Genomic DNA, 13,922 nt, shown 5'->3' with positions numbered 1-13,922 from the left:
GGAAGTATTCATGTCACTCGCAACTCTTATCAAAGCCATCCAGGACATCATGCGCAAGGATGTCGGCGTCGATGGCGACGCCCAGCGCATCAGCCAGATCTGCTGGCTGTTGTTCCTGAAAATCTTCGACGACAAGGAACAGGAGTGGGAACTGACCCAGTCCAGCTACCGTTCGCCGCTGCAAAGCCGCTTTCGCTGGAGCAACTGGGCCAAGGATCCGGAAGGCATGACCGGCGAAGAGCTGATCGACTTCGTCAACAATGACCTCTTTCCTGCCTTGAAACAGCTTGCCACTAAGGCGGGCGTGTCCGCGCAAGGCCGGGTGATCGGCTCGGTGTTCGAGGATGCCTACAACTACATGAAGTCCGGCACGCTGCTGCGCCAGGTGATCAACACCATCGAAGAAGACGTGGATTTCAACTCGTCCAGCGATCGGCACCTGTTCAACGATATCTACGAGAAAATCCTTGCCGACCTGCAGTCGGCCGGCAACGCTGGCGAGTACTACACCCCGCGCGCGGTCACGCAGTTCATGGTCGATATCCTCGACCCAAAACTTGGCGAAAGCATCCTCGATCCGGCCTGCCGCACATGCTCGCCATGACCAACATGATGCTGCACGGCATCGACGTGCCTACCCGGATCCGCCACGACAACACGCTCTCTCGCCCCTTCAAGGACTATGGCCCGCGCGACCGGGTGGACATCATCATTACCAACCCACCGTTCGGCGGGATGGAAGAGGATGGCATCGAGAAGAACTTTCTTGCCAAGCACCAGACCCGCGAGACCGCCGACCTGTTCATGGCGCTGATCATGCACCTGCTCAGGCACGACACGGGCCGCGCTGCGGTGGTGTTGCCGGATGGCTTCCTGTTCGGCGAGGGGGTGAAGACTACGCTCAAGCGTGAACTGCTGGAAGAGTTCAACCTGCACACCGTTGTGCGCTTGCCCAAGGGCGTGTTCGCCCCTTACACCAGCATCGCCACCAACATCCTGTTCTTCGAGAAGGGCGGGCCCACCAAGGACGTATGGTTCTTCGAGCATCCCTACCCGGCAGGCTACAAGAGCTACTCGCGCTCCAAGCCGCTGACCATTGAGGAATTCGATCTTGAGAAAACCTGGTGGGGCGGCTCGCAGCGTAAGGGGCGCAAGACCACCGAGCATGCCTGGAAAGTCTCTGCCAAGGATCTGGCTGCTCGCAACTACAACCTGGACTGCAAGAACCCGCACGAGGTGGCCGTCGAACTCGGTGATCCGGACGAACTGATGGCCGAATACCAGGACATCACCCGCCAGTTACAAGCTGCTCAGCAAGCACTGAAAACCGAACTGCTGGCCGCACTCAAGGCCACCAGCGGGGAGGCGGAATGAGCGACAAGCCCGTGTCCCTCGTTCCAGCGCCGGAAGGTTACGCCAACTGGTTGGGCGCGCTGAAGAACCGCATCCACAGTGCCCAGCAGCGGGCCGCGCTGGCCGTCAACCGCGAACTGGTGCTGCTCTACTGGCAGATTGGCCGTGACATCCTGCAACGGCAGGCCGAGCAGGGCTGGGGGGCCAAGATCATCGAGCGGCTGGCGCACGATCTCAGGACAGCCTTCCCCGAGATGAAGGGCTTTTCCCGTGCCAACCTGATGTACATGCGCTCCTTCGCCGACGCCTGGCCGGACGCGGCAATTGTCCAACAGGCTGTTGGACAATTGCCCTGGGGCCACAACCTGGTGCTGCTGGCCAGACTGAAGCAACCCGAACAACGCCTGGCCTATGCCCAGCGCGCCGTGGAACACGGCTGGTCTCGCGCCACACTGGAAATCCATATCGAATCCCGCCTGCTGGAGCGGGAAGGCCAGGCGATCACCAACTTCGCCGACCGTCTCCCCGCGCCGGGAACCGATCTGGCTCGGCAAGCCCTCAAGGATCCCTACCTGTTCGACTTCCTGGATGTTGGCCAGGAAGCCAACGAACGGGAAATCGAGTCAGCGCTGGTCAAGCACATCACCCAGTTCCTGCTGGAGCTGGGTGCGGGCTTCGCCTTCGTAGGCCGTCAGTTTCATCTGGAAGTGGCCGATGACGACTTCTACATCGACCTGCTGTTCTACCACCTCAAGCTGCGCTGCTACGTGGTCATCGAACTGAAAGCCGAGAAGTTCAAACCAGAACACCTCGGTCAGTTGAGCTTCTACCTCACCGCCGTGGATATGCAGGTCAAGGCCGAACAGGACAATCCCACCATCGGCCTGTTGCTCTGCAAGAGCAAAAACACCGTGGTGGCCGAATACGCATTGCGCGACAAGACCCAGCCCATCGGCGTAGCGGAATACCAATTGATCGAATCCCTGCCTGAAGAACTGCAAACCAGCCTGCCCAGCATCGAACAGATCGAGCGTGAACTGGGGGGCGAGCATGAATAAACACACCGCTGAACTACTGGAAAAGCATTTCGATACCGCCTTTGCCGCACCCGATGGCATCAAGAAACTCCGCGAGCTGATCCTGACGCTGGCCATGCAGGGCAAGCTGGTTCCTCAAGACTCGAACGAGCAACCCGCCGGTGAACTGCTGAAAGAAATTGAGGCTGAGAAACAGCGGCTGGTGAAGGCGGGCACGATCAAGAAACCCAAGCCCTCGCCGCCGGTGACGGAGCAGGAGAAGCCTTACGCACTGCCGATGGCGTGGAAGTGGGTGCGTTTTGGAGAAATTGCCCAGCATAACTCTGGCAAAACTCTTGATGGCGGTAGAAATACTGGACTTCCGAGGAGATACATCACTACATCGAATGTTTATTGGGGAAAATTTCAGCTCAATAACGTCCGGGAAATGCTAATTCGTGAAGACGAGCTAGATAAATGCTCGGCACGAAAAGGAGACTTGCTCATCTGTGAAGGTGGAGAAGCGGGACGCGCCGCTGTCTGGGAGCTACCTGAAGAAATTTGTTTCCAGAACCACGTGCATCGTGCCCGGCTATACAAAGACGTTAATCCATATTTTGCTTATCGATTCTTCGAGAAGATTAACGCTAGCGGGGAAATAAATAAGTATAGAAAAGGGGTTGGAATATCAAATATGTCGAGCAAGGCACTTGCCTCGATTGCCTTTCCCCTGCCTCCAACCTCGGAGCAACACCGCATCATCGCCAAAATCGACGAACTGATGGCGCGTTGTGATGAACTGGAAAAACTGCGTACTGCACAGCAGGGAGCGCGCTTGACCGTTCATGCCGCAGCCATCAAGCAACTGCTGAACATCGCCGAACCGGATCAGCACCAACGCGCCCAGGCCTTCCTCGCCGAACACTTCGACGAGCTCTACGCCGTCAAGGAAAACGTCGCCGAATTGCGCAAGGCCATCCTGCAACTGGCGGTGATGGGCAAGCTCGTCCCGCAAAATCCGGACGACCAGCCCGCTAGCGCGCTGCTGAAAGAAATCGAAGCCGAGAAGCAGCGGCTGGTGAAGGAAGGCAAGATCAGGAAGCTTAAACCCTTGCCACCGATCAAACCAGAAGAAGTACCGTATGCGCTACCCCAGGGTTGGGAATGGGTGAGGTTGGGTGATATTGGTTATACAAACATTGGCTTAACCTACTCACCAGCGGATGTTTCCGAGACAGGCATTCCAGTCCTTCGATCAAACAATATCAAAAATGGAAAGCTCGACCTGTCTGATTTGAAACGTGTCCAGATGCAAGTTAAGGAATCAACGCTAGTTCATGATGGTGATCTGCTGATCTGCGCGCGAAACGGCAGCAAGGCACTGGTCGGAAAGACAGCGCTAATTGCCGATCTCACTGAGCCAATGGCTTTTGGTGCCTTTATGGCAATTTTTCGAAGTCGCTTCAATCCGTACTTGCTTCACTTCATCAACTCACCGCTATTTCGGAAAATGATTGATGAGGTCAATACGATGACCATCAACCAAATCACACAGGACAATCTTCGCTCTACCATTTCCCCATTGCCTCCACTCGCTGCGCAACGCCAAATCGTCGCCAAAATCGAGCAACTAATGAAATTATGTGATTCGCTGAATCGAAAAATCGATGCGACAACCACCAAACAAACCGAATTTCTGAATTTTCTGGTTCATGCGCAATTGCAAAAGTATCGCACTGAGCAAACACAGCAAGCATCGCATTCAAAAGCTGAAGTCATTGATCTGGCTACCTACCGGGCCAGTATCGGCTGCTATGCGTTCAGCAAGCTCGCCAACGCCCAATACTTCGGCCGAACTGCTGCCGCCAAGGTGATATACCTGGCGCAAGCCTACGTAGGCTTGGAACTGGATCTGAAACCCGAGCGTGAAGCTGCCGGGCCACTGGATGCCTGGATTTATGATTTCGAGCGGCAAGGTCAAGAGCGGAGCTGGTTCGAGGTCAATGAAAAGACCTTGGCCAACGGCAGGAAAAAGACGGAATACCGCTGCTTGTCGGCGTTGTCGGAGCCCGCGGCCAAAGCCGAAGTCCTGATGACGCCCGGCCAGAGGACTGAATTTGACCGTCTGATCTACGCCCTGGCAGGCAAGAAGACCGAAGAAGTCGAGATCATCGCCACACTTTTCGCGGTCTGGAACGATTTTCTGATCGATGGTGTTCAACCGACGGATGCGCAGATCATCTCCGATGTTCGTGAAAACTGGCATGAGCGAAAAGCAAGATTTACATCAGATGCGCTGAGTCAATGGCTTGAATGGCTTCGTATGCACCAGTTTGTACCTCAGGGTAGGTTGCCAAGAACCATACAGCAAGGTCAATTTGGTTTTGGAGTACACAAAGCAAGCATGACTTAAATTTTAGCCTGGTTGTAGCGGTAAACCATGGTCAAGTGGGGATGGTATTCAAAACAACAGTAGGTCGATTGCCAGCAAAGTGCCTGCGGCAGCAACGGCGATCGACAATACTGAGGATAGCCAGGGCAGGGCCATCTGAGGAACATCTTCAGGTGGCAGTGTCTGCACGTAACGGCGGTGATTGTATTGCGCGCAGAGTATGACCGCGGCACCACTTAACACCAGGACCAAGCCTAGCAGGTCAGAGAGCCAGCGATGCGAGTTGAGGTGTTCAACTTGACCAGGTGACAGCAATGTCAGGAATAGCCCGAACCTTGCTACGACAAAACCAAGTGCCATGAGGGTCAGGCCAGAGCGCAACCATGCCAGCAATGTGCGTTCGGCGGCGAAGAATACTCTGGGGTCTGACATGGGGGGGTAAGCGTCCTAGGGAAGTTGTTCTTTGGTGAGCAGGAAGACGAATTCATTGCCTGAGTCTACTTCCAGCCAGGTGAATGGTAGGTGAGGGTAGGCTTCCAGGAGGACATCACGGTTGTGGCCAATTTCCACGACCAATAAGCCATTGTCATTGAGATGTTTCTTCGCTTCACTCAACAAGGTGTGAGTGTGGTCCAGCCCTGCATCGCCGCTTCCTAGTGCAATCTGGGGCTCATTGCGATATTCCTGTGGTAGCAGCTCCATGGAGGGGCCATCTACATAAGGAGGGTTGCTGATGATCAGGTCGTAGGTCTTGCCTTCCAGCTTGCTGAACATATCGGATTGAATGGCGTTGATCTGGTCTTCCAGGCCGTAGTTACGGATATTGATGTTGGCTACCGCCAGGGCATCGGGTGAAATATCCACGACATCCACCTGTGCATTGGGGAAGGCGTTGGCCAGCAATACGCCCAGACAGCCGCTACCGGTGCAGATGTCTGCAGCGCTTTCTATCATTTCTGGGTATTCAATCCATGGGTTGAGGCCGTCCTCCAGCAGTTCTGCGATGAAGGAGCGCGGCACGATGACGCGTTCATCCACATAAAACTTGAAGCCCTTTAGCCATGCTTCATTTACCAAGTAAGCGGTTGGTGTGCGGTCTGTGATACGGCGGCGGATCAGCTCTTTCAAACGTGTACGTTCTGGCGGTAAGAGCCTGGAATCAAGGAAGTTTTCCAGAGTGTCATGCGGCAGATGCAGGGCAGACAAGATCAGCCATACGGCTTCGTCGTAGGCGTTGTCCGTGCCGTGGCCAAAAAAGATGCTGGATTCTTCAAAGCGGCTGACGGCAAAGCGTAACCAATCGCGAATAGTGTGAAGTTCTTCGGTAATGCCGGGAAATCTCATCATGACAGTAGCGCTTCCAGGGTGAGCTTGTATGCCTGTTGCAGGGGTTCTATGTCTGCAATAGCCACACATTCATTAAGTTTGTGGATAGTGGCATTGAGAGGGCCGAATTCAACGATTTGCTGTGCAATATCAGCGATGAATCGACCATCAGAAGTGCCGCCACTGGTGGAAAGTTCGGGTGTTACGCCAAATGCCTGCTCAATAGCCGCAGAAATGGCAGTGACCAGGGAGCCTTTTGGGGTCAGGAATGGTTTGCCAGAAAGCTCCCAGGCCAGGTCGTAGTCCAGTTGATGGCTGTCGAGGATGGCATGCACACGTTCCTTGAGGCTTTCTGCTGTGCTGGCGGTGGAGAACCTGAAGTTGAAGAGAATCTCGACTTCTCCGGGAACAACATTGGTAGCGCCTGTACCGCCATGAATATTGGATATCTGCCAGGAGGTAGGTGGAAAATATTCGTTGCCTTCATCCCATACTGTATCAGCCAGTGCCTTGATTGCAGGCGCAGCCATGTGGATAGGGTTTTTGACTAGATGGGGGTAGGCAATGTGCCCTTGTATACCCTTGACAATGAGCTTGCCCGAAAGCGAGCCACGGCGGCCATTCTTGATCATGTCGCCCACGACCTTGCTTGAGGTGGGTTCGCCCACAATGCAATAGTCAATCAGCTCGTTGCGTGTCTTGAGTGTTTCAACGACTTTGACGGTGCCATTGATGGCAATCCCTTCTTCATCTGAGGTGATGATGAGGCCAATCGAACCAGGATGATCTGGATGTGCTGCGACAAAATCTTCGATTGCAGTGATGAATGCGGCCAATGAGGTTTTCATGTCAGCAGCACCACGGCCATAGAGCATCCCATCTTTGATGGTGGGCTCAAAAGGCGGGGTATGCCATTGATCTACCGGTCCGGTAGGAACGACATCAGTATGTCCGGCAAATACCAGCAGTGGGCCGCTGTTGCCACGACGGGCATAGAAATTATCTACATCACCGAATCTCATGCGTTCAATCTTGAACCCCAAGGGTTCCAAGCGTGAAATCAAAAGCGCCTGGCAACCTTGGTCATCAGGCGTGACAGAGCGGCGGGAGATGAGGTCCTGGGCGAGTGCTAGTGTTCTGCTCATGTATTAAACAGCTTGGCATAAGCTGCCTCGGTAAAACCCAGATGCAGAATCTGCTCATCCTTAACCAGCACAGGGCGCTTGATGACGGAGGTTTTGTCATGCATGAGTGTGATGGCTGATGCGGGATCGGTAACTGCAGCTTTTTCTGCATCACTTAGTCCGCGCCAGGTCATGCCTGCGCGGTTGACTAGCTTTTCCCAGTCTACTTGGCCGAGCCACTGCTGGAGAGTTTCTTTGCTAATCCCGGATTTCTTGAAATCGTGAAATTCGTAAGTAATGCCGTGTTCGTCCAACCAGGTGCGTGCTTTCTTTACTGTATTACAGTTGGGAATACCGTAGAGCTTCATGAGTGTGCATCTTGAATGTAGTAGGTATGCGATATTTTACACTAGCGCGCAACAGAGAGGCTTTCTGCTGCGATGCTATATGCAGACCAGCTATTTTCTTCATGTTTGATTTTGCCGTACGGCACGGCTAGTTGGCTATCACGCAGGAACTCTGCCAATTGGGCCTGGTGTACGGGGTTCGCACAGAATGCTCCCTGTATTTCATTGCACTCAAGCGATAACAACACATTGCGTTCATCTTGGCTGGAGACATGCTCGGCGATGATTTTCACGTGGTGGGCATGAGCTAATTCGATAATTGCGCCGGCGATAGCACGCGCTTTCTGGTTAGTCAGGATATCTTGGGTAAAGCTGTGATCCAGCTTGAGTGCTTTTAGGTTGAGGTGTTGCATATATGGCAAGCTGGAAAAACGAGTGCCGAAATTTTCTAGACTGATGTTCAAGCTGATGGCAGGTAAGCGTTTGAGCAGGTCAACATAGTGCTCGGGTTGATGCATGAAGGCAGACTCTGCGATTTCCAGGATCAAGGCATCCGCGGGTAGGCTGAATTGATTCAGCCTTGCCACGATCTGCTGCTCAAGATTCGGATTGCGTACTTGACTAAGCATAAGTGGCAGGTAAATCGGCAGACGAATATCCTGCTGGCGCAGTGTCTGCGTCATGCGGTAGCTTGCCTCCAACACCCAGGTGTTGATGTCATCCATCAGTCCAATATTCTCTGCCATGGGGGCAAAAGTGGCTGCTGGGATAACGCCTTTGGTCGGGTGCAACCAGCGGGCATGAATTTCCAGGCCGGTGATGCTATTGCCGAGAATATCCATGCGTGGCTCGAAATAGAGCACGAACTCTTTATTGGCAATGGCGTGGCGTAGCTCCTGCTGTGTTTCCAGTAGGTCATATGAGGTAGGTTCCAGCCTGTCATCAAACAGGCGGAAGCCTTGATTGTCATTGGGCTTGACGCGGTGCATGGCTGCCTCGGCATAGGTCAGTAGGCGATCAGCATGACCATGCTTAGGGTAGAGCGAGAGTCCGGCTCTGACGTTCAACGCAACATCATGATGATCAACGCGGAATGTGGCATGCAATGATTGCATGATTCGCTCCATGACCGGCACAATGTCTTGCTCATGCTTGATGTCTTCAAATAGCACGAGAAACGCCTCATTGCCGTTATAAGCGGCCATATCACAGCCGCGAATAGTTTCCTGGATGCGCTTTGCAGCGGCACACAATATTTCATCGCTGATATGCTGCCCTAATTCCTCTTTGATTTGCTTGAGGTTGTCGAGATTGATAATTGCGACTGCTAGCGCGTTGCCTAGGCGCGTAGTGCGGCGGATACCAATATTGAGGTGATGCTGAAAGTAGCGATGGTTGGGTAATTGGGTCAGCGCATCCAGCATGCTCATGCGGCTTAGCTTATCCTGCGTGTCGGTACGCAGCCAGTTATCTTTATCACGATTACGCGTATCTATAATGGTGAGGATTGCTGTGAGCAGGATCAGGATGCAGATACCCACTGCGATGATTACTGAAAACAAGCCGGGTTGTAGTGTTGTGTTTGTACTTAAGGCCGCCTGAGGTGGAATACCGATGGCTGCCATGGCGGTGAAATGTGTGCAGGCAATGCCGCCACTCATCATCGTGGCGGCATAAAGGCGAGACCGCAATGTTGGATTTCTTGATTGATGGTCTGTATGGAACATAAATGCCAGTGCCACGATCGAAATAATGACGGCAATCCCTAGCGATAGCGCGAGCAAGGTTGTGTTGTAGGTGATCTCCGAAAACATCTGCATCGAGTGCATGCTGGTGTAATGCATGCCGCTAATACCCAGCCCCATGATAATACCGGCAGTCACGAGTGCTTGCAGTTTGAAACCAGGCCTGCTGGTAATGTCTAGTGCCAGCCAGGAGATACTGACGGCAATCAGCCATGACAATATGTTGTCATCAAAGAGAGAAGAGATGGGCGTGGATAATGACCAGGCGAGAATGCTGATGAAATGCATTGCCCACATCCCCGATCCCATTGCGATTGCACCAAGCGCCATCCACGCTTTGGATGAGGAGCCTTGACGATGCATAGCGTGGTTGGTGAACATGAACGCTACTAGCGATGAGATGAATGCAATCACAATCGAAAGTAGCACCAGTTTGTAATCGTAGCTGCCCGTCATGGTTATCCTGAACTGCCTGTAAAAATATGGACTTGATATTGATGTGGCAACTTTTGTGCCGCAGATAATCTTGAGGGCGTGTGGGCAGCTGATGTCTGGAGTGACCTGGTTTTTTTGTTTTAAAACATTGGGTTATTTTTTATAAGATAGGCCGATATATGAAGTGGCGGATAATAAAAAACCTGCCAAAAGGCAGGTTTTTGTTGGAGCTTCGACGCCAGTGTCAAAATATTGACACCAGTGAAAGAGGTTGGGGTTTAGATACCGCGTAGCAACTCGTTGATACCAACCTTGCCAAGCGTTTTTTGGCTACGGCCCGGCTTTGCCTTAACTCGGGCAATTGCCCGAATTAGCCTGCACCGAAAGACCTTGGGAACGTATGTTCAATTATTCTTTAAATTAAATGCCACGCAATAGTTCGTTGATGCCAACTTTACCCAAGGTCTTTTCATCGACTTTCTTGACGATGACGGCGCAGTAGAGACTATAGCTGCCATCCTTGGAAGGCAAGTTGCCGGAGACGACGACAGAGCCAGAAGGTACGCGGCCATAGGTTACTTCGCCGGTTTCGCGATCGTAAATCTTGGTGGATTGACCAATGTAAACGCCCATGGAAATCACGCAATTGTCTTCGACAATAACGCCTTCCACCACTTCGGAACGTGCGCCGATAAAGCAGTTGTCACCAATGATGGTGGGGCCGGCTTGCACAGGCTCAAGTACGCCGCCAATACCTACACCACCGGAAAGGTGTACGTTCTTACCAATTTGAGCGCAGGAGCCGACAGTTGCCCAAGTGTCTACCATGGTGCCTTCGCCAACGTAGGCACCGATATTGACGTAGGAAGGCATCAGGACTGCATTCTTGGCGATGTAGGAGCCACGACGTACGATAGCGTTAGGCACGACACGGAAGCCACCTGCCTTGAAGTCGGCTTCGGTATAGTTGGCAAACTTTGGCGGGACTTTGTCAAAGTACTTGGTGACGCCGTCATCCAGCAATACATTGTCTTCCAGGCGGAAGGAGAGCAGCACGGCCTTCTTGATCCATTGATGGGTGACCCAGTTCTGGCCGTCTGTGCGTTCTGCCACACGAAGCTTGCCGCTGTCGAGATCGGCAAGCACGCTGAATACGGCTTCCTTGATTTCTGCACTGGCAGTGGCTGGGGTAATCTCGGCACGACGCTCGAACGCGTCTTCAATAATGGTTTGCAAATTGCTCATCTAAGATTCCTAGGAGTCGCTTCAGATAAAACCGTCATTTTACCTGAAAACGCCCCCCAGGATGGGGAGCTACCACGATTTAGCGAAAGGCAAGCGATTGAATTGCCTTATTTACCTTGTTTCTTGGCTTGTTCATACAGTGGCATCACGGAGGGAATCAGGCGCTTGATATCGGCCATGCGTGATTCATCCGAAGGGTGTGTGCTGAGGATTTCAGGTGGCTTATCACCACCGACAGCACTCATTTTTTGCCACAACGTCAATGCAGCATTCGGGTTATAGCCAGCACGGGCAGCCAGTTCAAGGCCAATCTGGTCAGCTTCATGTTCTGCGGTGCGGCTATTCGGGAGGGTGAGTGCCACGGCTGCGACGGTGCCGCCAAGTGCCAGCGCCTGCACGGCATTGTCCGCATTCTTGGTGCTGAGGCCAACGACGGCTGCCAAGCCTAGCAATCCATACTGCTGGGCCTTGGCGCGTGACATGCGCTCGCGTACATGCTCGCGCAGGGCGTGGGCGATTTCGTGACCCATGACGGCAGCGAGTTCGTCATCGGTAGGTTTGATCTGATCAATCAAGCCTGTATATACCATGATCTTGCCGCCTGCCATGCAGTAGGCGTTGATCTCTTTGCTTTCCTGCACATTCACTTCCCATTTCCAACTTGGGGCATCAGAACGGAACACGCCGACATGGGCGATCAGCTTGTCAGCGATAGCGCGGACACGTTTGGTTTCTGCACTATCTGTGTTGAGGAGCTTCTTGGCTTGTGCATCCTTGACGGTTTGCTGGTAAGCCAGGGCGGATTGCTCCACGGCTTCTTGCTCGGACACAAGGCCAACATATTGTTTGCGATCGACACCGACATTGCCTTTATTTGTCGTGCTCACCGTGGTGCAACTAGTGAGCTGAGCCAGAACCAGAGCGATCAGGGTAAGTTTGATGGATTTTTTCATGTGAACAGCCTTTGTTAAAACCTGATAACAACCGTATTAGGCGCCATTCTAGACCGGGCCATATGAGCCGACAATCTTTCTCAAGTGTCGTCAGGTCAAAGAGTGACTTGAGTACCTAGTTCAATCACGCGGTTTGGCGGTAGCTTGAATTGGTTGGTAATACTGTCGGCATTGCGGAACATGCCGACAAACAGTTTGTTGCGCCAGTAAGCCATGCCAGAGCTTCGGTTGACAAAGAGGGTTTCCTTACCAATGAAAAACGAAGTTTCCATGGTATCGAGTTCCAGGCCGAGTTGTTTGGTCAGTTCCAGGTCGCCTGGCAGGTCAGGATCATCCTTGAAGCCATAGTTGACAGTAATGCGGTAGAAACCGTGGCGTAGCTCTTCCAGCCCCAGGCGACTGCGTTCTTCAATATAGGGCACATCTGCAATATTGACAGTGAGCAAGATATTGCGCTCATGCAATATTTTGTTGTGCTTGAGGTTGTGAAGCATGGCATGGGGAACCCCATGGGGATTCGGCGTCATGAAAATGCCAGTGCCATGCACGCGTTGTGGTGGGTGTGCACCAATGGCATCAATGAAAGGTTCCAGTAACATGGCTTCATCGCGTAGGCGCTCGAGTAACAGCCCACGTCCGCTTTTCCATGTGGTCATCAAGGTAAAAATGACAATACCGATCAGGATAGGCACCCAGCCGCCATCGGGAATTTTCAGGATGTTGGCACTGAAGAAAGCGAGGTCAATGATGAGGAATATGCTGATGAGTGCAATCGTGCGTGGCCAGCTCCAGCGCCAGATGCCATGGAACACGATCCCTGCCAATAGTGTGGTGAACAGCATGTTGCCTGTCACTGCGATGCCATAGGCGGCAGCGAGGTCACCAGATGAGCCGAAGCCAACAACGAGCGCCATGACTGCGATCATCAGGCTCCAGTTGATATAAGGCATATAGATCTGGCCTTTTTGCTGCTCGGAAGTGTGCAGGATGCGCATGCGCGGCAAATAACCCAATTGCAAGGCCTGTGCCGAGATGGAAAAAGCACCTGATATGACAGCCTGCGACGCGATGACGGTGGCAAGTGTTGCCAGGGTGATCAATGGATACAGCATCCATTCTGGCGCCATCAGGTAGAAAGGGTTCTTGATTGCTTCTGCATCATGCAGCACCAGTGCGCCTTGCCCAAAATAGTTCAGTATCAAAGCAGGCAGGACGAAGCCAAACCAGGCGTAGCGAATAGGCTTGGGGCCAAAGTGGCCCATGTCGGCATATAGTGCCTCTACGCCGGTGACAGCCAATACTACTGAGCCTAGCGCAACGAAGGCGACCCATGGGGCATGGATGAAGAACTGGATGGCATACAGCGGGTTGAGGGCTTCCAGTACTCTGGGTTCATGCATGATATTGGCGACGCCGAGTGCGGCCAGGGTGCCAAACCACAACAACATGACAGGTCCGAATAGTGCCCCTGCCACCGCGGTGCCCTTGCTTTGTAGCCAGAACAAGGCGAACAGTACCGCCAATGTGATGGGGACGATGAATTGATCCAGTCCTGGAGCTGCAACCTCCATGCCTTCCACCGCCGATAACACTGAGATGGCTGGAGTGATCATGCCGTCGGCATAGAACATGCAGGCGCCAATGATGCCTGCATACATCACCAGCCGTTTGCGCTCGCCCTTGATATTCCGGCTTGCCAAGGCAAGCAGCGCCATGATGCCGCCTTCGCCATTGTTATCAGCGCGCATGACGAACACGGTGTATTTCAGCGAAACCACCATGATGAACGACCATAAAATCAAGGCCAGAATGCCAAAGACATTGTCATGCGTGAGCGGCACTGGGTGCGGACTCACGGCGAAGACTTCTTTCATGGTGTACAGCGGGCTGGTACCGATGTCGCCGAAGACCACGCCTAGTGCTGCGAGAGCCAGGAGTGGGAGGGCGGGTTTGGTGTTGCTTGTAGCTTGCATAGGGCAGGCTCAG

General features: G+C 53.1%; 10 protein-coding genes and 1 pseudogene. 3 read left to right on the top strand and 8 right to left on the bottom strand.

All coding sequences use genetic code 11. The features are described 5' to 3' along the window. Window positions 1–10: 10 nt before the first annotated feature. The 3 genes and pseudogenes from LG202_RS06760 to LG202_RS06750 all read left to right on the top strand — a co-directional run bounded on the left by LG202_RS06760 (window position 11) and on the right by LG202_RS06750 (window position 4,782). Window positions 11–1,374: pseudogene (locus LG202_RS06760) on the top strand (type I restriction-modification system subunit M). Next, on the top strand, window positions 1,371–2,411 hold the full coding sequence (locus LG202_RS06755; RefSeq protein ID WP_230347631.1) for a PDDEXK nuclease domain-containing protein: 1,041 nt from the start codon (window positions 1,371–1,373) through the stop codon (window positions 2,409–2,411). Before LG202_RS06760 ends, LG202_RS06755 begins: the two are co-directional and overlap by 4 nt. Next, window positions 2,404–4,782 carry a restriction endonuclease subunit S gene (locus tag LG202_RS06750; RefSeq protein WP_230347630.1) on the top strand — a complete coding sequence of 793 codons (2,379 nt, stop codon included), beginning with the start codon at window positions 2,404–2,406 and terminating at the stop codon, window positions 4,780–4,782. Before LG202_RS06755 ends, LG202_RS06750 begins: the two co-directional genes overlap by 8 nt. A gap of 48 nt (window positions 4,783–4,830) precedes the next feature. Here the strand turns inward: LG202_RS06750 and LG202_RS06745 are convergent, their stop codons facing one another. From LG202_RS06745 to LG202_RS06710, 8 genes are all read right to left on the bottom strand, one after another. Next, on the bottom strand, window positions 4,831–5,193 hold the full coding sequence (locus LG202_RS06745; RefSeq protein ID WP_230347629.1) for a YidH family protein: 363 nt from the start codon (window positions 5,191–5,193) through the stop codon (window positions 4,831–4,833). 15 nt (window positions 5,194–5,208) lie between these two features. Next, entirely contained in the window at window positions 5,209–6,108 is a 900-nt protein-coding gene (prmB, locus tag LG202_RS06740; RefSeq protein WP_230347628.1) for a 50S ribosomal protein L3 N(5)-glutamine methyltransferase, read from the bottom strand. After that, complete coding sequence (gene dapE / locus LG202_RS06735) at window positions 6,105–7,232, bottom strand: succinyl-diaminopimelate desuccinylase (RefSeq protein ID WP_230347627.1); 1,128 nt, start codon at window positions 7,230–7,232, stop codon at window positions 6,105–6,107. The genes prmB and dapE overlap by 4 nt, the downstream gene beginning before the upstream one ends. After that, window positions 7,229–7,579, bottom strand: a complete 351-nt coding sequence (locus LG202_RS06730) for an ArsC family reductase (RefSeq protein WP_230347626.1) — start codon at window positions 7,577–7,579, stop codon at window positions 7,229–7,231. Before LG202_RS06730 ends, dapE begins: the two co-directional genes overlap by 4 nt. A 41-nt stretch (window positions 7,580–7,620) precedes the next feature. Next, window positions 7,621–9,759 carry a putative bifunctional diguanylate cyclase/phosphodiesterase gene (locus tag LG202_RS06725; protein ID WP_230347625.1) on the bottom strand — a complete coding sequence of 713 codons (2,139 nt, stop codon included), beginning with the start codon at window positions 9,757–9,759 and terminating at the stop codon, window positions 7,621–7,623. A gap of 399 nt (window positions 9,760–10,158) precedes the next feature. After that, entirely contained in the window at window positions 10,159–10,983 is an 825-nt protein-coding gene (gene dapD / locus LG202_RS06720; protein ID WP_230347624.1) for a 2,3,4,5-tetrahydropyridine-2,6-dicarboxylate N-succinyltransferase, read from the bottom strand. 107 nt (window positions 10,984–11,090) lie between these two features. After that, on the bottom strand, window positions 11,091–11,936 hold the full coding sequence (locus LG202_RS06715; RefSeq protein WP_230347623.1) for a M48 family metallopeptidase: 846 nt from the start codon (window positions 11,934–11,936) through the stop codon (window positions 11,091–11,093). A 95-nt stretch (window positions 11,937–12,031) separates the two neighbouring features. Further along, window positions 12,032–13,909, bottom strand: a complete 1,878-nt coding sequence (locus LG202_RS06710) for a potassium transporter Kup (protein ID WP_230347622.1) — start codon at window positions 13,907–13,909, stop codon at window positions 12,032–12,034. Window positions 13,910–13,922: the final 13 nt, after the last annotated feature.

The sequence above is a fragment of the Methylobacillus methanolivorans genome (genome assembly GCF_054588515.1).
Note: the sequence above shows the minus strand (reverse complement) of the source record. Positions and strands in the feature narration are given on the sequence as shown.